Genomic DNA, 20,863 nt, shown 5'->3' with positions numbered 1-20,863 from the left:
ATGAGCCAGACACATTTCGGTTTCAGCACGGTCGACGAGGCTGAGAAGGCCAGCAAGGTTCGCGGCGTCTTCGACTCGGTCGCGTCCAAGTACGACCTGATGAACGACCTCATGTCGGCCGGCCTGCACCGGGCCTGGAAGGCCTACACGCTGCAGGTCGCCAACCTGAAGCCGGGCGAGCGCGCGCTGGACATCGCCGGTGGCACGGGCGACCTGTCGCGCGCCTTCGCCCGCAAGGTCGGCGAGACTGGCGTGGTCGTCCACACCGACATCAACGAGGCCATGCTGCGCCAGGGCCGAGACCGGCTGCTGGACGAAGGACTCATCCTGCCCACCAGCCTGGCGGATGCCGAGAAACTGCCGTTCAAGGACGAGAGCTTCGATCTCGTCAGCGTCGCCTTCGGCCTGCGCAACATGACGCACAAGGATGTGGCACTGGCCGAGATGTGCCGTGTGCTGAAGCCCGGTGGTCGGTTGCTGGTGCTGGAGTTCTCGCGCATCGCCGAGCCGCTGCGCAAGCCCTACGACTGGTACTCCTTCAACATCCTGCCCAAGCTGGGCTCGCTGTTCGCCGGAGACGCCGACAGCTACAAGTACCTGGCCGAGTCCATCCGCATGCATCCCGACCAGGCGACGCTGAAGGCCATGATGAAGACGGCCGGCTTCGGCCACGTGGACGTGCACAACCTCAGCGCCGGCATCGTCGCGCTGCACGCCGGCATCAAGTGTTGACGTCGCCCTCCGCGCCCCTGGCGCACTGACTTCAGACGGCCGGTTTTCCCGGCCGCCGTTACTTCCGGGTTTCACGATCCCCCCCAAATACGTGGGGGCGATGGAACTTGTCCCTTGAAAGGGCTCTAACCGCGGGTTCGGCCCACTTTTATCCGGGACAAGCGCCCCATAGAAGCGACATATCCGGCCGCTACACTCGTTTGTTACCCGGGCCTGGACCCCTTTCTACGCACAACAAGGACATCGAAAAGATGGCAAAGCGACTCATCAACACCCGCGTTTCGCTGCTCGCCGCCGTGTCGGCCGCGGTGCTGCTGGCGGCATGCGGTGGTGACAAGGGCGACAAGGCCTCCCAGACGGCGGCCAAGGTCAACAAGGAAGAGATCACGGTCCACCAGATCAACTTCGTGCTGCAGCGCCAGCCGGGCCTCAAGCCCGAGCAGGCCGAAGCCGCGAGCCGCCAGGTGCTGGAGCGCCTCGTGGATCAGGAACTCGCCGTGCAGAAGGCCCAGGAACAGAAACTGGACCGTGACCCGCGCGTCGTGCAGCAGATCGAGGCTGCCAAGCGCGAGATCATCGCCCGCGCCTATGTCGAGCGCGTCGGCGAAAGCGTTGCCAAGCCCACCAACGAAGAGATCGCCAAGTACTACAACGACAAGCCGGCCCTGTTCAAGGATCGCCGCATCTACAGCCTGCAGGAACTGCAGATCGAGGCCAAGCCCGAGCAGTTTGATGTGCTGCGCGCCAAGCTGGGTGCCGCCAAGAACCTCAACGAGTTCGTCGACTTCCTGAAGGCCAACGACTTCCGCTTCGCCGGCAACCAGGCCGTGCGCGCCGCCGAGCAACTGCCGCTGTCCAGCCTGGACGGCATCGCTCGCATGAAGGACGGCGACTCCATGGTCAGCCCCGCGGCCAATGGCATCACCGTGCTGTTCCTGGTCGGCTCGCGCAGCCAGCCCGTCGACGAGGCCCGCGCCCGTCCCGCCATCGAGGCCTTCCTGCTGAACCAGCGCAAGGCCGAGGTCGTGCAGAAGGACATCAAGGCGCTGCGTGACAGTTCCAAGATCGAGTACGTCGGCAAGTTCGCGCAGCCCGCACCCGCGGCGGCCAGTGCACCGGCGGCCGCAGCGCCTGCGCCCGCACCGGCGCCCACCGAAGCACCCGCGCCCGCCCCGGCCGCCAGTGGCCTGGATCCTGCTTCCATCTCCAAGGGCATGGGCCTGAAATGATGATGAAGATGCGTCTCTCCGAACTGCTTGTCGCCGCCACGCTGGGGCTGGGTGCGCTTTGCGCGCATGCCCAGGCCGTCGCGCCCGCTGCTGCCGCCTCGGCCGAGTACCGGCTCGGTTCCGGCGACGTCGTGCGCATCGTCGTCTACCAGAACCCCGACCTGACCCTGGAGACTCGGGTCTCCGAATCGGGCGTCGTCAGCTTCCCGCTGCTGGGCAACATCCGCATCGGTGGCCTGGGTGTCAGCGCCGCCGAGAAGCTCATCGCCGACGGCCTGAAGAGCGGCAACTTCGTGAAGTCGCCCCAGGTCACGCTGACGCTGCTGCAGGTCAAGGGCAACCAGGCCAGCGTGCTGGGCCAGGTCAACCGCCCGGGCCGCTATCCCATCGAGACGGCCGACATGCGCCTGACCGACCTGCTGGCCACCGCCGGCGGCGTGGCCGGCACCGGCGGCGACCAGTTGGTGCTGACCGGCACCCGCAACGGCAAGCCCTTCCGCCAGGAGATCGACCTGCCCAACGTGTTCAGCGCCGAGCAGAACCGCGCCAACGATGTGCTGATCCAGAACGGCGACGTGTTGTGGGTGGACCGCGCACCGCTGGTCTACATCTACGGCGAAGTGCAGCGCCCCGGTCCGATGCGGCTGGAACGCGGCATGACGCTAATGCAGGTGCTCGCCGCCGGCGGCGGTTTGAACCAGCGCGGCACCGAGCGGGGCATTCGTGTGCACCGCAAGGGGGCAGACGGCAAGGTGCAGGTCATTCAGCAGGCCATGGATGAAGCGGTGAAGGACGGAGACGTGGTCTTCGTCAAGGAAAGCCTGTTTTGACGCAGGCGCGAGGTAAACGATGACGTTCGATCAGTTTCTTTCTGTGCTGCGTGCTCGGCGCTGGCTCGTTTTCGCTGTCTTGCTCGGGGTGCTAGTTCCTGTGGTGGCGCTTAGCCTTCTGCTGCCAAAGAAGTACATTGGCACTGCAAGTGTGGTGGTTGAGGTGCGTCCTGATCCTGTGACGGGCATCGGTTATCAGTCGATGCTCACTCCTGCAGTGGTTGCCACGCAGATAGACATCATCAACAGTGACCGGGTTGCCAGGCGTGTGATCCGTCAGCTCAAGATGGCGGAGTTGCCTGCGTTCCGTGAGCAGTGGCAGTCAGAGACAAATGGTGAAGTCGATATAGAGACTTGGCTGGTTGCGTTCGTGCAGAACTACCTAGACGTTCGCCCGTCGCGCGAATCAAGCGTCATCAATATCAATTACAAGGGTCAGGATCCCGCCTTCGCGGCAGGTCTCGCCAATGCCTTCGCCAATGCCTATCTGGCCACTGTGCTTGAGTTGCGAGTAGATCCTGCCAAACAGTACAGCAGTTTCTTTGATGCTCGCGCCAAGGAAGCGCGTGATGCGTTGGAAAAGGCCCAGACTAAGCTCAGCGACTTTCAGCGTGAGAGTGGCGTGGTGATGACTGACGAGCGCATGGACATCGAGAACCAGCGCCTGAACGAACTCAGCAGTCAGCTCGTTGCCATCCAGGCGATGTCGGCGGAATCTGGTAGCCGTCAGGCGCAAGCGGCGGGTGGTGCGGCGGACAAGCTGCTAGAGATCAATTCGCATCCGGTGGTTGCGGCCTTGAGGGCTGACCTCTCGAGAACTGAAGCTCGGCTCCAAGAATATGGGGCGAAGCTTGGGGACAAGCATCCTCAGGTAATCGAACTCAGGGCCAACATCAGCGAGCTTCGTGAGCGGCTGGACAGTGAGGTTCGTCGTCTGTCCGCCGGTGTTGGTGTTGCCAACAACATCATGCGCCAGCGGGAATCGCAGGTGCGTGGCGAACTCGAAGCTCAGCGGGCAAAGGTTCTGAAGATGAAACAAGTGCGCGACGAAGGCATGCTCATCCTCAGAGACGTTGAGGCTGCGCAGCGCGCTTACGACCAAATTCAGCAGCGCTTGACTCAGACGAGTTTGGAAAGCCAGGTCACGGCGACCAATGTAAGCCTGCTCAATAGTGCTATGCCTCCGGCAACTCATGCTTCGCCCAAGGTTTTGCTGAACACGGCATTGGGACTGGTGCTTGGTTTGCTCATGGGCGTTGGTACGGCACTCGTGGCTGAAATGCGCGACCGGCGCATCCGGAATGAGCAAGACGTTCCCGATTTGGTTGGCCTGCCTTTGTTGGGCGTTCTGCCCGGGCCGGGAACCAAAGCGACGAAGAATCGTGAAGGCCTGCACCACAGCTTGATCGGCAACCATGTGCCCAAACTGGGCAAGACGGCCTGAGTTGAACAGCATGAGTGAATCAAACACGACAACAGCGGACGACAGCGTCCGCGACCGTAGCATCGGACGAATCATCGCCGAGGCAAACAAGCTCACTGCTGCCGAGGTCGAGCAGATCCTCGCTCATCAGAAGAGGCATGGTGTCCGGTTCGGTGAGGCGGCAGTCGCCTTGGGCCTTGCCAATGGCGAAGACGTCATCTGGGCACTGAGTCAGCAGTTCCACTACCCGTACGCGCCGGGGGCTGCAAGTCAGCTCGGGGACGAGCTGGTCGTCGCCAACAAGCCATTCAGTGCGCAAGCTGAAGCGTTTCGGGTGCTGCGAAGCCAGATCAACATGCGGTTGGCAGTGGGTGATGTCGACAAGCGGGCTATCGCGGTGATCAGTCCGGATAGTGGCGATGGCAAGAGCTTTTTTGCTGCCAACCTCGCTGTTGCCCTCAGCCAGCTCGGCGGAAGGACGCTGCTAGTTGATGCCGACATGCGGAACCCCCGGCAACACGAGATATTCGCGCTCAGTGACGCGGGCAATAAATCGGCTGCGGGGCTGTCGGGCATCCTTTCCGGACGTGCCGAGGCGCACGCCATACGTGCAGTGCCGAACCTGCCCAGCCTTTTTGTCATGCCAGTGGGAACGGTGCCTCCGAATCCAAATGAGCTCGTTGAGCGGCGTGCATTCGGTCTGTTGATGAGCGAGCTCACCGGTAAGTTTGACTACGTCGTCGTTGACACTCCTGCAGCTGCCTTCGGCGCCGACTGCTCGGTGATCGCAGCCCATGCCGGCGCTGCTTTGATGATTGCTAGGCGCAATGGGACAAGTGCGGCTGGACTCAGGGCGTTGAAAGACACGCTCTCCAGCACGCCTGCCCGCCTGCTAGGCGTTGTCTTGAATGATCGCTGAGAGCGGTATCTGTCACTGCGCCGACGACTTGAAATGACCAATCGCGAGAATTCGCCTGCAGTTGAGTTACCTCAGGCAAATGTCGAGACCTTCTCGAACCAGGCCTTGGTTCAGTGGGCGCTGCTTTTCGTATGTTTGGCGGTACTGTTTGTTCCCACCTTCCATGCGTTGGCGAACGGTCTCTGGAGTACTGACCAAAACGCTCATGGGCCGATTGTTCTCGCGGTCGCAGGTTGGTTTTTCTATTTCAAGTCCAAGCAGCTAGCGGAGGCGGGTGAGTTGACTTGCTTGCCCTCCCCGGTGGCGGGGTACGCCTGCTTGGTCCTCGGCCTCATCTTGTATGCGGTCGGGCGCTCTCAAGATTTTCACCTGTTCGAGATGGGGGCCTTGCTCCCGCTGATTGCAGGGGTGGTCTTGATTTTCTTCGGGCGTCAGGTGCTGCGGCGCCTCTGGTTCGCCTTTTTCTTCCTGTTCTTCGCGATACCGCTGCCTGGGGCAGTCGTCGACGTGCTCACTCACCCGATGAAGATTTTTGTGTCGTGGGGGGCGGAGCATCTGCTTTGGAATGCAGGCTACTCGATTACGCGGACTGGCGTCATCCTCATCATTGGAAACTATCAGCTGCTGGTTGCGGATGCGTGTGCGGGGCTGAACTCGCTGTTCACGTTGGAAGCGCTGGGCATGCTCTACCTCAATGTGATGCGACACGAGTCGGCATTACGAAATGTCGTGCTGGCGATCCTGATCGTGCCAATCAGCCTGACGGCGAATCTCGTGCGTGTCATCGTGCTTGCTCTTGTTACCTACCACTACGGCGACGAGGCGGGCCAAGGCTTTGTACACGGGTTCTCAGGCATGGTCTTGTTCCTGACCGCTTTGCTGCTGATCATTTCTATGGACGGCCTGTTGCGCAGGGTCTCCAAGGTCTACCGCGCGTGACAACGGTTTCCGCCACCATGAAAGCACCTCGCCTGCCGCGCTTGCCTTGGAAGCACGTGGTCTTCGTGGCGTTTTTCGCCGTCGCGGCAGCCATCGCCGCAGCAGCACTTCGCCCCAATGCTGATGCCCAAGTGCCGGCAATCGATCTCGACAGCGTTATTCCAAGCCGATTCGGTCAATGGAATGAAATCAAGAGCCCTCTTGTTCAGATGGGGCTGACTCCGCAGGGTGCACGGGACGCTGCAGTCGCGGCGACTTACGATGCATCGTTGATGCGCAGCTATTCGGATGGCAACGGGCCGCCGGTGATGGTGGCATTTGCCTATGGGCGTAGCCAGCGCCAGGAAGGCAAGATCCACCGACCGGAGTTGTGCTACTCGTCGCAAGGGTTCACCGTGGACGGATTAGTCGATAGCACGCTGTCGACGCAGCTTGTGCCAAATGGAGCCATAAACATCAAGCGCCTGGTGGCCAAGTCGCGGGGGCGACTTGAACTCGTCAGCTACTGGATACGTATCGGCGACATGTTCAGCCAGAGCGCTGTCAAATCTCGGTTGTACATCTTGGGTGCAGGGCTCCAGGGTCACATTCCCGACGGCATCCTGTTCCGTGTCTCTCAGATCGTGTCCCCGGACGCGACGCCTGATGTCGTCGAGGCAGCCTACCGCCGTCAGGAAGCCATGATGCTCGAGATGAGTGCTTCCATGCCTCAATCGACTCGTTGGGTCCTTGTCGGCGCTGCCGGTCAGTGAGGATCGCATGATGTTGCGGACGTGCGGCTGGCGCGCCTGCGTGCGCGCCGCTCTTCTTTTCGTCACAGCCGCCCTGCTTTCTACGGTCACTCACGCCCAAGACTCGTTTGTTGCTGGAGTGGCGCTCTCCTGGAGAGACCCCCCCCGGGTCATCGCCCAGGCTGAGGCACTCGGTGCCCGCAGCGTGAGGGTGGATGCACCCTGGGAGCAGATCGAAAGCGCTGATGGCAGTTACTCGCTCCCTCCTTGGCTTCAGCGGTTGGTCGATGAGGCTCAGGCGAAGCGCATCGACATTCTTTTGATCCTGGACTACGGGCATCCGAGGTACGGTGGCGACAAGCCGAAGAACCAAGCGCAGCGCGAGGCCTTCGGTCGCTACGCGGCGTGGTTGGTCCGTACGCTGAAAGGCAAGGTGAAGTATTTCCAGCTCTGGAATGAATGGGAGGCCAAGACAGGCGGGACGACACCCGGTACCGCGAGGGAGTATGCGGAGCTTGCCCGAGTTGTCATGCCCATGGTTCGTGCTGAGAACGGTAATGCCATCTTCCTGAGCAATGGAAGTTCCTACCCGGCACTCACCACAGCCTGGCTCGACGAGCTGCTGGCCGCCAAGGTTCTGCATCTGTTTGATGGCTTCGCTGTCCATCCGTACGTCTTCTTCCGCCGTTCCGACTGGAGCCCGGAAGCCGCGATCCGGTTGATCGACAAAGTGCATCAACGTGTTGTGGCTGCTGGATATGACATCCCGTTTTACGTAACTGAGTTCGGCTTTCCCGATTACGCAGGCCCGCAAGGCGTTGCTCCTGAGTCTGTCGCCGCATTTCTGACGCGCTTTTTCCTGATGGCAGAGGCGCGACCGTGGATACGCGGAGTCTGGTGGTACTGCCTGAGGGATCAGGGGCTGCATCCTGCAGAGCGAGAACACAGCTTCGGTTTGCTCGACGCCAACTTCGGCGAGAAGCCCGCCTCGGCGGCCTTCCGGCAGATCGCCGGTTTTGTTCACTCGGGCAGACGCGGGCAGCTGCGCGTGCAGGGGCCCGAATATGAATGGCAGCCGGCAGACGGAGGGCGGCGACTGACCTGGACCGAAGACCCCACCGGGCTTGCCACCGGTTCACGCCGGCGCCCGGCCAATGCCCCGAAGCGGGAGAACTAGACCTTGTTTGAGCTCACTCTCCTGCTGTCAGTCCTGGCAGCTTTCGGTCTGCTTGTCAGTGTGCTGCTGCCGCTTCGGCTGGCGGTGATGGCGGCCATCGGGCTGTGTGTGTTGCAGCTCTACACAGTCTCCACCGCGGGCGTCTACATGTCGGTTGCGCACCTGGCTGCGTTGGCCCTGTGGCGGCATGTGATGGAGCCAGCAACGATCAGGCAACCCTGGTTCATTGCCGTCGTGTGCTTGTTGTTCATCCAGATCGTCTCGGCCATCTGGTCGCCCTCGCCGGTGCTGGCGATCCGGTATGTGCTTTATTCGCTGCCGTTCCTCTTGATCGTGGCGGGTGTCGTCAAGCTGGCCCGCGTCGACTTCCCGGCGGTGAGGTACGCGTTCCTGTTTGCCTTTGCAACCTCTGCCCTTCAGGCGCTGTTGATCATCCTCTTCCGTGTGTTGCCCTCGGTGGAGCTGGCTTTCCTCTACTCGCCGGTGGCGCGGTTCTTCATTTCCGCGAACCTGCTCTCTGACATCGCGAATGGCGCGTACACCGTGTTCGACCCCGGCAAGGCGGGCGGGCTGTTCATCAACGCCAATGTGGCGGCGGTATTCAGTGGTGTCATGGCGTTCGCCGCCTGGGGTTGTGCCGCTTTGCTGCAAGCCCGCTGGCTGCGCTGGATCGCCCTGCTCAACCTTGTGTCGGTGTTGTTCACGGGCTCCAAGGCCGGCATGGGCATGGCCGTCCTGATGCCTGCGTTGTTCTACTTGACCACCGTGTTGCGCAGCGGCAGGATCAGCATGGGCCTGGTTGCGACAGCGTGCTTTTCGCTGGCGGCTGCGGTGCTCGTGGCGGCCTTCATCGCTGACCGCGCCGCTGACAGCGCCTACGTTGATGCCTCGGGCCAGACGATGGATGAGCGCCTCAAGATCTGGCGCTTCGCCTGGCAGGTCGTCCGTGAGTCGCCAGTGACCGGGCTTGGCTTCGGGGGCTGGGAGTTGAAATGGCCCGCCTACGCGCAGGCCGTCGGGTCAAACCCGTTTTTTCCGCCACACAACGCGTTCCTGGCGCTGTTCATGCAAAGCGGCCTGACGGCTGCGCTGGCGGGCATGGCATTTGCGGTGACATCGCTGACCTACATCTGGCGGCGGTTCGTGGCTGCGGAAGGCGTCGTCAAGGAGTTCGCGCTCAGCGTGTTGGTGGCCCAGGTCTGGCTCGTTGTGCAGGCCCAAGGCGAGAACTACGGATTGATCGGCGAAGTCCACCTCACGCTGCTGATGGCCGGGCTGATGGGAATGCTGGTGCACAAAACGCAAGGGGAAACGGCCCGTGGCCACTGATTTCAAGGACGATTCGCCGCCGGTGGCGGCGGTTTTCCGGCTGCAACTCTTCAAGCCGTCGGAGACATTCATTGCGGACCAGGCACGCAGCCTCAGCCGCTACCGACCATGCCTGATGGGCCGTGACCATGAAGCTTCGACGCCGCCCGGCTTGGACTACTGCGTGCCCGACCGCACGGGCGTCCTGGGTCAATGGCGGCGCAAGCTCGTCGGTGCTTCCGACGCCTACCGGTCGATGTTGGTGACGCAGCGTGCTGTCGTAGCACATGCGCACTTCGGTGTGGATGCCGTGGCGCTGCTCGACGCGGCCCGCGCGGCGGACATCCCGCTAGTGACCACCTTTCACGGGTACGACGTCACAACACAGTTCGCCCGCTTCGTGCGCTCCGGCAGCCCGACGCTGATCCGCTACGCGCTGCGCCGGGGGCAGCTGGCGCGCACCGGCGAACGCTTCATCTGCGTGTCCGAGTTCATCAAGACCAAGGCGCTGGCCCTGGGTTTTCCGGAAGACCGGCTTGTCAAGCACTACATCGGCACCGACATCCGGCGCTTTTCGGGCGTGACACCTGAGTTCGGCAAGCACCGGCCCACCATCCTGCACGTCGCGCGACTCGTGGAAAAGAAAGGCACTGCCGATCTCCTGCACGCCTATGCCGAGGTCAGGAAGGTGATGAAGGACGCGCGCGTCGTGATCGTCGGCGCTGGCCCGCTGCGAGCGTCTCTGGAGGCCTTGGCGGCATCGCTCTCGCTGGAGTTGGGGGAGGATGTCATCTTCACCGGTGCATTGCCGCATGCCGATGTCATCGCGTGGCTGAAGCAGGCAAGCGTCTTCTGCTTGCCCAGCGTCACCGCAGCCAACGGAGACTCCGAGGGCTTGCCCATCTCCATCATGGAGGCTGCCGCCGCAGGCCTGCCCATCGTGTCCACGTGGCACAGCGGCATTCCCGAGGCCGTGACCGATGGCGAAGGCGGGCTGCTGGTGCAGGAACGGGACCGCGCCGCCCTGGCCGACGCGCTGATGCAGGTGCTGCGAGACAGCACGCTCGCGAGCCGGCTGGGCGCGAATGCGCGGCGGCATGTGGAGGCCAACTTCGACTTGGTGGCCCAGGGCCGCAAGCTCGAACAGATCTACGACGATGCGCGCCGTTGATAGCCCCTTGCACATCCTCGGCCTGAGCCGTACCTTGCCCTTCCACAGCATCGGGGGCATGCAGGCCATCGCGTGGGACGTCTTCCGCATGCTCGCCCAGCAGGGCCACCGCGTCACGGTGTTGACCACGGCCATTCCCGGGCGGGGCGAACCCTTCGAGGCCGAGGGGGTGCAGGTCTGGCCATTGCCCAAGGCGCCGTCCGAGCGCTACTCCCCGGTCTGGTGGCGAGCTTCGGATGCCGCCGCCTTGCGCATCCACGCGGCCGCGCCGGTGCAGGCCGTCCTCAGCATCAGCGCGGCCGCGGCCGAGATGCCGGCCTTCCGTGCCCAGGCGCCTCACGTGCCCTTCGTCTTCCAGGCTCATGGCACATCGTGGGGCGAGTTCCAGTCCAAGTGGCGCTCCGGCCAACCGCTGCAGTGGCTGAAGTCTGCCAAGAACCTGCTCTGGCTCTTCAAGGACGCACGCATCTACCGCCGTTTCGACCACGTGGCGCTGTGTGGCGACGTGCTCGCCCAGCAGTTCGCCGACTGGCCCATGCCGTGGGTGGCTGGACGCGTGCCGCGCAGCGTCATCCGCAACGGCATCGACACCCAGCGTTTCCGCCCCGACGCGGATGCCGCGCAGCGTGTGCGCCAGCGGCTGGGGCTGTCGGAGAGCCAGCCGCTGGTGGTCTTCGCTGCGCGGCTGCACCCGCAGAAGGGGGCGCGGCAACTGCTGCAAGCCTTTGAACGGCTCGCTGCCCACCACCCCGAGCCGCACCTCCTGATCGTCGGCGGCGGCGAGGATGAGGCCGCCCTGCGCGCGCAGGCCCAGGCCAGTGCCCATGCCGCACGTATCCACTTCACCGGCGCCGTGAACCGTGACGACATGCCGTCCCTGCTGGCTGCCGGCCAGGTGTTCGCCTTCCCGAGCCTGCGCCAGGAAGGCCTGCCCATGAACGTGCTGGAAGCCCTTGCGTGCGGCCTGCCGGCCGTCGTTTCCGAGAGCATGCGTCCGGTCTTCCTGCCCAGCCTCGGATTGCGCTTTTGCGATCCCCGTGACCCCGACGCGCTGGCTGCGGGTCTGGCCGACGCGCTTGCTGCCAACCCGACGGGCGGCGCCGCGCGCAGCCGCCTCACGCCCGAGTACGCGTTGCCCGAATGCGCGCAGGCGTACGCGCGCCTGCTCTCTCAGCGCAAGGGCTGACCGATGCAGGGGCTGGTCAAACGGCTGCTCTTCGGAGGCATTGCCGGCAAGGTGCTGGGCGTGCTGCGCGAGCTGGTTGCGGCGTGGTGCTTCGGCACCGGGCTGGTGGCTAACGCGTACCGCTTGGCCCAGGCCGCGTTCCTGCTGCCGCTGCACGGGTTCGTGTCGGACGCAATCAATGGCGCTTTCACGCCTCGTTATGCGCGGCTTCGAGCGGATGACCCGGCCGAAGCGCAGCGTCTGTTCGTGGCCGTGCAGCAGGTCCTGCTTGTGGCTGCTGTTGTCGTGGGCGCAGCGCTCATGTTGTGGGCAGAGCACTTGGTCGCATTAATGGCTCCTGGCTTTTCCGCCGAAGCGCGCCAGTTGTCAGCCCAGTACGTCACAGTCCTGGCGCTGGCTCTGCCCGCGTATGTTCTGGTCGGGCTATACGGGGCGACCGAGTTGGTACATGGAAAAGGGACGCTCATCGCTGCGCGTGCGTCAGTGCAAAGCGTTGGCTTGCTGTTGGGGACGCTCGCCGCATGGGCGTTCAACAGGCCTTTGTTGATAGCAGTCGGCTTCGTCGCGGCGTATCTTGGGCTGCTCGTATGGGCTGCCCTCGTGAACCGCAGGCTGGGTGTACGTTTGACTGGTCGAGTCGGTCCGGCCGCCGCTTGGCGAGCTACCTTGCAGCCGGTTGCCCGGGTGTTCGGTGTGCTGATTTGGGTGCCCCTAGCCTTGCAAATCGCACAGGTCGTCGAGCGCCGTACCGCATCTGGCCTCGATGTCAACGCTGTTGCTGCGCTGGACTATGCGCGCTTCATCACTGAGACGCTCCTGATCCTTATCGCCATGCCATTCGGCGTTGCGGGCCAAGCTGCGATGCCCACGATGACAGACGGGGCGTTCCGGCGAGAGGCATTGCGCGCTACGACGGTACTGGTCGTCGTTGGATTGCCGCTGTCTGCCTTTATCTGGGCGCATGCGCAGTTCATCGTGGCGGTGCTGTTTCAACGTGGTGCATTCACTCAGGCGTCCGTTGCCGTAACTGCGCAGATTCTTGGTGCATATGCGCTCGGAGTTGTCTTTTTGCTGGTTGCATACGCCGGCCAAAAATTCTTGAATGCGCGAGGCAAGAACGGCATGGTGCTCCGTTCGACTCTTTTTGGGGTCGGATCTGCCGTCGTGTGCAACTTGGTCTTGGCGCGCTGGGTTGGCGTTGCTGTGTTGGGAGCCGCAGCAGCACTGTCTGGGCTGGTCATGATGGTGCTGGTGCTTCGTGCGCTCGGACTCACGCGAGCTGTTTGGCAAAGAACGTGGACCTGGTGGTTGACTGCCGTGCTTCACCTTCTGCTTATCCAAATTGGCCGTGTATTGATCACGCCAGCGTGGTGGATGGAGTTTTTGGTTGGCGTAGCTTTCTGGCTGTCTGCCGTGGCGGCTATTCGTCCGCAGCGAGAGCTGGTTATGCAGGCTTGGCGGATGCTTAGAAGGCGAGGAGGAAACGTTGACCCGAGTGAATGAAGATCCGCTCAGCCGAGTGAACCGCGCAATTGTCTGGATGTGCAGTGATGGGCGGCCACGCTTTCTGGCCAAGCTAGTGCAGTTCGTGTTCCATGTTGAGCTGCCAGCACTGACGAGCCCGGTGCGCTTGCCACATCCGTACTGTGTTGTGGTGAACCCGAAGGTGCGTTTAGGCCGAAACGTCACTCTCTATCAAGGGGTGACGTTGGGGGGCAAGCGAACTGGCCGGCGTGCTGGCGTGCCGCAGATCGGCGATGGAGTCGTGATCTTTCCCAACGCGGTAGTCGTTGGCGCGGTATTTATTGGAGACGGGGCACAGGTTGGGCCTGGCGCAGTCGTGAATGAGGACGTTCCGGCGGGGGCTACGGTGGTTGGCAACCCGGCGAAGCGGCTTGTTATTGAAGGATCCTGAATTGCCAAACGTCTACGACATCGTATTGCTCTCTACCGCAGACTGGGATAACCCTTTCTGGACGAACAAACAGCACGTGGCTTGTGAGTTCGCCCGCACGGGTCACCGTGTGCTGTACGTAGAGTCGCTGGGCCTGCGCCGGCCGTCGGCCAGTGCGCAGGACGTGGGCCGCCTGTGGCGCCGCCTCAAGCGGGGTCTGAAGCGGCCGCGCGAGGTGCGCCCCAACCTGTGGGTGTGGTCGCCGCTGGTGGTGCCACTGCAGCGATTTGCGCTGGTGCGGGCGCTCAATCGCTTGCTGGTGCGCGGCGGGCTCAAGCTGTGGTCAACGGTGCTGGGTCTCAAGCCCACGCTGCTGTGGACGTACAACCCGATGACGGTTCGCTTCGTGTCGCTGGGCAGCTATGAACACACCGTCTACCACTGCGTGGACGAGATAAAGGCCCAGCCGGGCATGCCGGTACAGGAGATCGAGCAGGCCGAGCAGGAACTGATGGCGCAGGTAGACCTCTGCTTCGTGACGGCCGAGCATCTGCTGGAGACCCGTCGGCAGCAGAACCCGAACACGCACTATTTCCCGAACGTGGCGGAGTTTGACCATTTCGCCGCCGCACGCACCGAGGCATTGCAGGTGCCCGCCGACCTGGCGGCGCTGCCCGGCCCGCGCATCGGCTTCATCGGCGCCATCAGTGGGTACAAGGTGGACTTTGCGCTGCTGCGCCGCATGGCCGAAGCGCACCCGGAGTGGAGCATCGTGCTGATCGGCAAGGTGGGCGAGGGTGACCCTTGGACCGACGTGAGTACGCTGCAAGACCTGAAGAACCTGCACTTCGTCGGGCCACGCAGCTATGCCGACCTGCCGGCGTACCTGAAGGGCTTCGACGTGGCGATCCTCCCCAGCATGATCAACGAGTACACGCGCGGCATGTTCCCGATGAAGTTCTTCGAGTACCTCGCCGCGGGCCGGCCCGTGGTGTCCACGCAGCTTCACGCGCTGCAGGCCTATTCGCATGTGGCTTGCCTGGCAGACAACCACGCGGCATTCATTGCCGGTATCGAGGCGGCGTTGCGCGACGAAGCCGCGCCGCTGGATGCGCGGCTGGACGCCGCCCGCGACCAGACCTACGAGCGCCGTACGGCCCGCATGATGGCCTTGATCGCCCCTGAAGCCGGCGCCGGCGCGGCCGCCCGCTGAACCGATCGATCGACTGCCGAGCACATTTGTTATGAACGACCCAACCGCCACCCCACTGCGCTCGCCGCGCGTGGCCATCGTGCACGACTGGCTGACCGTCTATGGCGGTGGCGAGAAGGTGCTGGAGAAGATCCTGGAGACCTGGCCGGAGGCCGACCTGTTCAGCGTCGTGGATTTCGTGCCGGAGAACCTGCGCTTCTTCCTGAAGGGCCGCACGCCGAAGACGACGTTCATCCAGCGCCTGCCGTGGGCGAAGACGAAGTACCGCTCCTACCTGCCGCTGATGCCGCTGGCGATCGAGCAGCTGGATTTGTCGGCATATGATGTGGTGCTGTCCAGCAGCCACGCGGTGGCCAAGGGCGTGATCACGGGGCCAGACCAGGTGCACGTGAGCTACGTGCATTCGCCCATCCGCTACGCGTGGGACCTGCAGCACCAGTACCTTGCCGAGGCTGGGCTAGTGAAGGGGCTCAAGAGCGCGGTGGCGCGGTTGATCCTGCACTACATGCGGCTGTGGGACACGCGCACGGCACACGGCGTGAATGCCTTCGTCGCGAACTCGAAGTTCGTGGCGCGCCGCATCGCGAAGGCCTACGGGCGTGAGGCCGAGGTGATCTATCCGCCGGTGGACATCGACCGTTTCACGCCGCGCGAGGCGAAGGAGGACTTCTACCTGACGGCATCCCGCATGGTGCCGTACAAGAAGATCCCGCTCATCGTGCAGGCGTTCGCTGGCATGCCGGACAAGCGGCTGGTGGTGATCGGCGAGGGGCCGGAGTTCGAGAAAGCGAAGGCGGTGGCGACGCCCAACGTGCAGTTGCTGGGCTACCGCTCGACGCCGGAGCTGATCGACCACATGCAGCGGGCCCGGGCATTCGTGTTCGCGGCGGAAGAGGACTTCGGCATCACGCCCGTCGAGGCCCAGGCCTGCGGCACGCCGGTGATCGCCTATGGCAAGGGCGGCAGCCTTGAAACGGTGCGCGGCCGGCCCGGCGACGCGGGCCGCACGGGCGCGTTCTTCTACGAGCAGACGGTGGAAGCCATCCAGGCTGCGGTGCGCGAGTTCGAGTCGGCGCCAGCCTCGTTCTCGGCCCAGGCGTGCCGCACGCACGCGGAGAGCTTTGCGCCGGAGCGCTTTCAGCAGCAGCTGCGCGGCGTGGTGGACAAGGCCTGGCGGTCATTCTGTGGTTCGACCGGAAACTGATGAGGCGTCTTCCTGGGGGGCTCATATCCGTCCCAGGTCATCGCTCCACGATCGACGGCCTCGTCTCACCGTTTCAGGATCAGACCTGTACTTTCGTTGATGCGTGTCGAGGTGCGCTGACGGCTGCGCGACCCCGATCAACAAATGGGCGGCTGCTGGGAGGTGGGAACACGCCTGCGCAGTGACAAGCCGACGATCAGCAACCCCGTCATCAGCAGTCCGTAGTTGGCCGGTTCGGGCACCGTGGTGATTCCCACGCCGGCGTACTGCTCTCGAATGACCAACGCGTCCTTCGCCTCGACGAGGCAAGAGGAGCCAGCGCAGTTTGGGTCCGTAGAGGGTGTGAGGTAGCGGCCCGCTTCGAAGTGGAGGGCATAGTCGAACTGGATCCAGGTGGGTGCCGTTTCCGGGCCAGGGCAGACGGTAGAGCTGGCGTAGCAAGCCCACTCACGGTAGCCATAAGGCAGGAGACCGTTCTGGTCAGAGACGGTTCTGGACTCTGTTAGCACGCTGTCGGAGATGCGTTGTGCTTGCGGAAGCGGGGTGGTGAGATACGTCCAACTGAATCCAGTCCCGGTAACCCACACCAAGTGATAGCCCGCCCCCCCGGGTGCAAGCACTTCGGCTGGATAGCCTGGCAGGCCAGTGGCCAGGTTCACGATGGAAGCTCTAAGGGAGACGGTGAGGTCGCCATCGGTCGTCGTTGGCGCGGCGTTGGCTGGCTGCAGCCGCAAGCCAATGGAGAGCCGGGTTCCCAGCATCAGCGGATCGTTGGCCTTGTAGCCGTCCACCGTCAGCACGTCAAAGCTCATGGCGCCGAGAGTGGATTGGTAGCTGCCCTCCACCACATACCCATAGCCGGGTAGCGTAGTGAACGCACCAGACTGAGAAAAGGAGCCATCGACCGCGTAGGCGAGCGACGGCGCGAGCAACAGCGCTGAAAGCAGCTTCATGGTGAGCCTCGGGAACGCACACCGCACGACGCGGTGCAGTAGTTCTACGTGCGGCTCGGTCGGATGGCTACACCTAACAACCATTTGCATGGCGCCGCGCGACGGCGCGACCCATCTCGGCGTGTCGCTGCCTTCAAGCCGCAACTGCCAAGTCATTGACGTGACCCGCAAACCGTGCAGCGGATCTCGGCTTGGCAGCGCGGCGTTTGCAGTCGCTCAGGCAAACAAACTGGGCCCTGCGCCGAAGCTCGACAGATTGGGCAGCACCACCTGCTGCTCCGATGCGCTCAAGCCCATCCAACCCGCCATGCTGCTGGCCAATTGAGTGACGCTGGTGCTGGGCAGCAGCCGCCCAGAGCCGATGTCGTTCGCGGTGCCGAGAGCGGTGTTCGGGAACTGGCCAGCAATCTGGCGGCCCTTCACGGCGCCGCCCACCACGAAGTGATGGCTGCCCCAGCCGTGGTCGCTGCCGTCGCCGTTGCTCAGCAGAGTGCGGCCGAAATCGGACGCCGTGAACAGCGTGACGTTGTTCTGCAGGCCGAGCGCGGTGAGTGCCGACATGAAGTAGCCGATGGACTGGGCAACCTGCGCCATCTGCGCAGGCTGGTCCCGCATCTGGTTGGCATGGGTGTCGAACCCGCCCATCTGCACCATGAACACCTGTCGCCGCATGCCCAGCGCCTGGTTGGCAGCAATCATCTGCAGCACGATCCGCATCTGACGGGCGAGGCTGAGCTTGTCCAGCGTGGTGGGGCTGGCATTGACCTGCGCGATGGCCGTCGTCGGGATGGCGGGCACGTTCACGCCGGCCAGCGCTGTTTGCAGCACGTTGGTGGAGGTCAGGCTGCGCTGTAGGACGCGGGCGTACTCCTGCTGCACGCGGTCGGTCGTGGCAGCGCCGTAGGCGCGCTGCAAGGCCTGGCTGGCGGTGGACGAGCCGAAGATCACGCCGCCGCCCATGGAGTTGACCAGCACCGGGCCTTCAGCGCCGACTTGGTACTGGCTGACCTGCTTGCCGGCCAGGAACACGGCATTGCCGCTGGCCGACACGGCAGTGAACACCGGGTTCGCGTTGGCGGACATGAGCAGGTCGCCCATGCGCCCGCCCCAGCCAGATGGTGCGCCCTCTGTGGCGAGGCTTTGCCAGGTGGAGGCTTGGTCGTTGTGCGAAAACAGCTTGGCAGGCACGCTGACACCTGCGGCGTATTCGGCCTTGGTGATGGGGCGAACAAGGGGGCCGACATTGGCGACGATGGCGGCTTGCCCTGCCTCGTAGAGGTCACGCAATGGGGCCAGTTCCAGCGGCATGCCGAAGCTGCGGCCACTGCCCTGGTTGGCCACAGTGATGGGTTGCAGGCGCTGGGCGTCCCAGGCCAGTTCGCCGCGCGCCTTGGCGTACTCGGCAAAGCCGCTGACGTCGATGGGGACGACCCAGTTGTGCATGTCGCTGCCGCCGTTCATATACAAGCAGACCAGCGCCTTGTAGCCGTCGGTGGTGGCTGCGTGGCTGCTCTGCGTGGCCATGGCGGCCATGCCGGCCAGGCTGGTTGCCAGCGGCAGCGCGCGTGTGGGGACGACAGTGCTGCTCGCCAGGCCGCCGATGGCCTGAAGGAAGCTGCGGCGGGAGGTGTTTGCTCGCATGGGGTGGGTCATCGTTGCACCATGTATTCGGGGGAAGCCAACGCCAGGAACACGGCGACACGGGCGCGGTTCAGGTGGGCGTCGGCGTTGGTGCCACCCACATTCAGCATCGCGTCCATCAGGTCCTGCTTCAGCGAGGCGCTCATGCGGCCCGCGTACAGCACCAGGTTCAGTTGATCGATCAATGCGTCCAGGCGCCCCGCCGCGGCCATGTCAGCCAGTGGCTGGAGCGGAGCGATGACGTCGGACTGCGCCCCCGTCCAGCCCAGGCCGGTGCTGGCCATGCGCTGTGCCAGGTTGACCCACTGGGCGGTGGTCGCTTCGTTGACGATCTGCATCGGCGGGATGGTGGTACCTTCGGCTGAGAAGGTTGTGTTCGGCGGCACGTAGCCGGGGCGGAAGTAGCCGAATACGGAGCCAGCGTGGTACGGCCGCTGGCCGAGGCGGTCGAGGTCCGTCGTGATCGCATACTGGCCAGTGGCGGATGTGGCGCCGAGACCGCGCAGCCAGTAGGTGACGCGCTCCACGGGCTCTCGCAGCTTGCCGGCGCTGCCGGCGGGCGGCGTGGCTGCTTCGGCATCCAGCAGGATGGCTCGCGCCACGGCGCCCAGGTCGCCACGCACGCCCTTGCCGTTGTTGTTGAACACGGCCGCAACACGGGCGACGTAGCCCGGGCTCGGGTGGCTGCTGACCAAGTGCTGAATGAGCTGGCGGCTGATGAACGGCGCGACGTTCGGATGGTTGAAGAGGGCATCGAGTGCGATCTTCAGGTCGGCCTCTGCACTCGAGCCTGCAGGCAGTGTCACGGCCTGCGCCTTGCCGGCGAACAGGCGCTTCTCGCTGGGCGAGTGCATGCCGGGGTAGGCCTTCATGGGCTGCGTGTCGATGAACTGGTCGCCGGTGGCGCTGATATCAGGGTTCTTGTAGCGGAAGGTCTGCTCGGTGAGCTGCGCGTCCGGGAACGCCCAGCTCCAGCCGGTGAACACCTTCGACAGCGCCATCACGTCGTCGTTGGTGTAAGTCTCGATGGGCTGGCCGCCGCTGGTCCGGGGCGTGCCATCGATGTTGAGTTCATGCAGGCCGATGGTGAACAGTTGCATGACCTCGCGGGCGAAGTTTTCGTCGGGCATGCGGCCTGTGGCCGCGCTTTCCGGCCGGTTGCGGATGTGCGACAGGTACATGCCCATGGCCGGGCTGATGGCGACGGCACCCAGCAGGTCCCGATAGTTCCCGAGCGCATGGCGGTTGACCGTGTCGACGTACTGGGCGTACGCGCGGGCGTGGCTGTTCACGTTGGAGTCGGCCAGCGAGACCATGAGGATCTGGTGCAACGCGAAACCCATGCGCCGGCGGAGTTGGTCGGGGCTGGTCGCAGCGGCGGCCCAGAAGCGTTGCTCAACCCAGTCGGCGCTGTAGTTGACTCCGCCCGGGCGATAGGCGTCGCCGAGTGCGTAGCGCGCCTGCACTGCCGGCACCATGTCGGCCGAGAAGGGAAGGGCGAGCTGCTCGTCGATCCACGCCGCATGACCGATCTGTGCCACGCGCTGGATGTCGGCTAGCGTCGGGCCGAAGCTGCCCTGCTGGAGCAGGCGTGAGGCCGCCTGGTGCGCAGCGCTGTACACCGGCGTGGTGTCGGGCATGGTCATCCGCAGCGCGCCGTTGCTGTACATGGCACCGGTCGTGGCAGCGGTGGACGCGCCATCGACGGCAGCCTCGCCGCTGCCGGCGTCGAACAGCACGTTGTTGGCAAACGGCACAAGCGTGGAGCCACTGGTCCGGACGTACTGGACGAACAGGTTGCGATCCACGCCGTTGACGGTAGCGTCGTTGGTGTAGACGAGATCGATGCGGCTTCCGGCAGTCAGCTTGGGAACGGCGAAGGTGTAGTCCGCCGGCGTGGTGCTCCGAACCTCAGTCGTGCCGACGATGACGCCGTCGATGCGCAGTTGCAGCAGGGCGCCGACGCCGCCCGCGACCTGGGCATACGCGCGCACCGTGAGGGAGCCGGTGAGGTTCTCAGCGGGCCATGAACCGGTCAGGTTCCCCGCCGAATAGCTGACACCGGCGGAGGTGGGCGACAGGAAAGTGGTGCCAGCGATGAGGTAGGCGACGTTGAGCTGGCGGGTGACGCCGTCAACAACACCGGGGTTGGCGAAGGTGACAGCTACCTTGCTGCCGGGCTTGAGGGCCGTGGTGGGCATCAGGTAGTCGGCCGGGGCAGTGCTGTTGACCTGCGCGGCACTGACGGCGATGCCGTCGACCCACAGCGTCATCAGCGCGCCCACACCGCCGGCCGGTACGGCGCTGGCGCGC

At 64.0% G+C, this 20,863-nt stretch carries 17 protein-coding genes and 1 pseudogene; 15 read left to right on the top strand and 3 right to left on the bottom strand.

All coding sequences use genetic code 11. The annotated features are described in order from the left end of the window. The 15 genes and pseudogenes from ubiE to AC1Q7O_RS25490 form a co-directional block, all read left to right on the top strand. Entirely contained in the window at positions 1–732 is a 732-nt protein-coding gene (gene ubiE, locus AC1Q7O_RS25560; protein ID WP_492661873.1) for a bifunctional demethylmenaquinone methyltransferase/2-methoxy-6-polyprenyl-1,4-benzoquinol methylase UbiE, read from the top strand. 251 nt (positions 733–983) lie between these two features. Next, entirely contained in the window at positions 984–1,961 is a 978-nt protein-coding gene (locus AC1Q7O_RS25555; protein ID WP_492661874.1) for an EpsD family peptidyl-prolyl cis-trans isomerase, read from the top strand. Positions 1,962–1,969: 8 nt separating this feature from the next. Continuing rightward, entirely contained in the window at positions 1,970–2,791 is an 822-nt protein-coding gene (gene epsE / locus AC1Q7O_RS25550) for a polysaccharide export protein EpsE (protein ID WP_492661875.1), read from the top strand. Between the two features lie 19 nt (positions 2,792–2,810). Further along, positions 2,811–4,235: a chain length determinant protein EpsF gene (epsF, locus tag AC1Q7O_RS25545; RefSeq protein WP_492661876.1), complete on the top strand. Its 1,425-nt coding sequence runs from the start codon at positions 2,811–2,813 to the stop codon at positions 4,233–4,235. 10 nt (positions 4,236–4,245) lie between these two features. Further along, positions 4,246–5,133 (top strand): polysaccharide biosynthesis tyrosine autokinase, encoded by an 888-nt coding sequence (locus AC1Q7O_RS25540; RefSeq protein WP_492661877.1) that lies wholly within the window; start codon positions 4,246–4,248, stop codon positions 5,131–5,133. 33 nt (positions 5,134–5,166) lie between these two features. Further along, the gene (gene xrtB, locus AC1Q7O_RS25535; protein ID WP_492661878.1) at positions 5,167–6,072 is read left to right on the top strand and encodes an exosortase B; all 906 of its coding nucleotides are present in this window, start codon (positions 5,167–5,169) and stop codon (positions 6,070–6,072) included. A 17-nt stretch (positions 6,073–6,089) separates the two neighbouring features. Next, the gene (locus AC1Q7O_RS25530; RefSeq protein WP_492661879.1) at positions 6,090–6,824 is read left to right on the top strand and encodes an exosortase C-terminal domain/associated protein EpsI; all 735 of its coding nucleotides are present in this window, start codon (positions 6,090–6,092) and stop codon (positions 6,822–6,824) included. Next, the gene (locus tag AC1Q7O_RS25525) at positions 6,802–7,980 is read left to right on the top strand and encodes a glycoside hydrolase family protein (protein ID WP_492661880.1); all 1,179 of its coding nucleotides are present in this window, start codon (positions 6,802–6,804) and stop codon (positions 7,978–7,980) included. The genes AC1Q7O_RS25530 and AC1Q7O_RS25525 overlap by 23 nt, the downstream gene beginning before the upstream one ends. Positions 7,981–7,983: 3 nt before the next feature. Beyond that, complete coding sequence (locus AC1Q7O_RS25520) at positions 7,984–9,309, top strand: O-antigen ligase family protein (RefSeq protein ID WP_492661881.1); 1,326 nt, start codon at positions 7,984–7,986, stop codon at positions 9,307–9,309. Further along, positions 9,299–10,459 carry a glycosyltransferase gene (locus AC1Q7O_RS25515; protein WP_492661882.1) on the top strand — a complete coding sequence of 387 codons (1,161 nt, stop codon included), beginning with the start codon at positions 9,299–9,301 and terminating at the stop codon, positions 10,457–10,459. Before AC1Q7O_RS25520 ends, AC1Q7O_RS25515 begins: the two co-directional genes overlap by 11 nt. Next, positions 10,446–11,645 (top strand): glycosyltransferase family 4 protein, encoded by a 1,200-nt coding sequence (locus AC1Q7O_RS25510; protein ID WP_492661883.1) that lies wholly within the window; start codon positions 10,446–10,448, stop codon positions 11,643–11,645. The genes AC1Q7O_RS25515 and AC1Q7O_RS25510 overlap by 14 nt, the downstream gene beginning before the upstream one ends. Positions 11,646–11,648: 3 nt before the next feature. Continuing rightward, positions 11,649–13,148, top strand: coding sequence for a lipid II flippase MurJ (locus AC1Q7O_RS25505; protein ID WP_492661884.1), 1,500 nt, complete (start codon positions 11,649–11,651; stop codon positions 13,146–13,148). Beyond that, positions 13,141–13,560 carry a serine O-acetyltransferase gene (locus tag AC1Q7O_RS25500; RefSeq protein WP_492661885.1) on the top strand — a complete coding sequence of 140 codons (420 nt, stop codon included), beginning with the start codon at positions 13,141–13,143 and terminating at the stop codon, positions 13,558–13,560. Before AC1Q7O_RS25505 ends, AC1Q7O_RS25500 begins: the two co-directional genes overlap by 8 nt. A 109-nt stretch (positions 13,561–13,669) precedes the next feature. Next, complete coding sequence (locus AC1Q7O_RS25495) at positions 13,670–14,752, top strand: glycosyltransferase (RefSeq protein ID WP_492662764.1); 1,083 nt, start codon at positions 13,670–13,672, stop codon at positions 14,750–14,752. A gap of 31 nt (positions 14,753–14,783) precedes the next feature. After that, positions 14,784–15,917 (top strand): annotated as a pseudogene (locus AC1Q7O_RS25490) (glycosyltransferase family 4 protein); the annotation flags it as partial. Positions 15,918–16,093: 176 nt separating this feature from the next. On the opposite strand, the gene AC1Q7O_RS25485 reads toward AC1Q7O_RS25490, so the two are convergent. From AC1Q7O_RS25485 to AC1Q7O_RS25475, 3 genes are all read right to left on the bottom strand, one after another. Beyond that, entirely contained in the window at positions 16,094–16,909 is an 816-nt protein-coding gene (locus AC1Q7O_RS25485) for a PEP-CTERM sorting domain-containing protein (protein WP_492661887.1), read from the bottom strand. 216 nt (positions 16,910–17,125) lie between these two features. Continuing rightward, complete coding sequence (locus AC1Q7O_RS25480) at positions 17,126–18,550, bottom strand: DUF1501 domain-containing protein (RefSeq protein ID WP_492661888.1); 1,425 nt, start codon at positions 18,548–18,550, stop codon at positions 17,126–17,128. An 8-nt stretch (positions 18,551–18,558) separates the two neighbouring features. Next, positions 18,559–20,823, bottom strand: coding sequence for a DUF1800 family protein (locus tag AC1Q7O_RS25475; protein ID WP_492661889.1), 2,265 nt, complete (start codon positions 20,821–20,823; stop codon positions 18,559–18,561). Positions 20,824–20,863: the final 40 nt, after the last annotated feature.

The organism is Roseateles sp. GW823-FHT07B05, assembly GCF_058794515.1.
This window is presented reverse-complemented; position numbering and strand designations above follow the sequence as displayed.

Coding starts and splice junctions, on each gene's coding strand:
- AC1Q7O_RS25510 (WP_492661883.1), top strand. CDS start 10,446: ATGCGCGCCGTTGATAGCCCCTTGCACATCCTCGGCCTGAGCCGTACC.
- AC1Q7O_RS25485 (WP_492661887.1), bottom strand. CDS start 16,909: ATGAAGCTGCTTTCAGCGCTGTTGCTCGCGCCGTCGCTCGCCTACGCG.
- AC1Q7O_RS25555 (WP_492661874.1), top strand. CDS start 984: ATGGCAAAGCGACTCATCAACACCCGCGTTTCGCTGCTCGCCGCCGTG.
- epsE (WP_492661875.1), top strand. CDS start 1,970: ATGCGTCTCTCCGAACTGCTTGTCGCCGCCACGCTGGGGCTGGGTGCG.
- AC1Q7O_RS25475 (WP_492661889.1), bottom strand. CDS start 20,823: ATGACGCTGTGGGTCGACGGCATCGCCGTCAGTGCCGCGCAGGTCAAC.
- AC1Q7O_RS25505 (WP_492661884.1), top strand. CDS start 11,649: ATGCAGGGGCTGGTCAAACGGCTGCTCTTCGGAGGCATTGCCGGCAAG.
- AC1Q7O_RS25540 (WP_492661877.1), top strand. CDS start 4,246: ATGAGTGAATCAAACACGACAACAGCGGACGACAGCGTCCGCGACCGT.
- epsF (WP_492661876.1), top strand. CDS start 2,811: ATGACGTTCGATCAGTTTCTTTCTGTGCTGCGTGCTCGGCGCTGGCTC.
- ubiE (WP_492661873.1), top strand. CDS start 1: ATGAGCCAGACACATTTCGGTTTCAGCACGGTCGACGAGGCTGAGAAG.
- xrtB (WP_492661878.1), top strand. CDS start 5,167: ATGACCAATCGCGAGAATTCGCCTGCAGTTGAGTTACCTCAGGCAAAT.
- AC1Q7O_RS25530 (WP_492661879.1), top strand. CDS start 6,090: ATGAAAGCACCTCGCCTGCCGCGCTTGCCTTGGAAGCACGTGGTCTTC.
- AC1Q7O_RS25480 (WP_492661888.1), bottom strand. CDS start 18,550: ATGCGAGCAAACACCTCCCGCCGCAGCTTCCTTCAGGCCATCGGCGGC.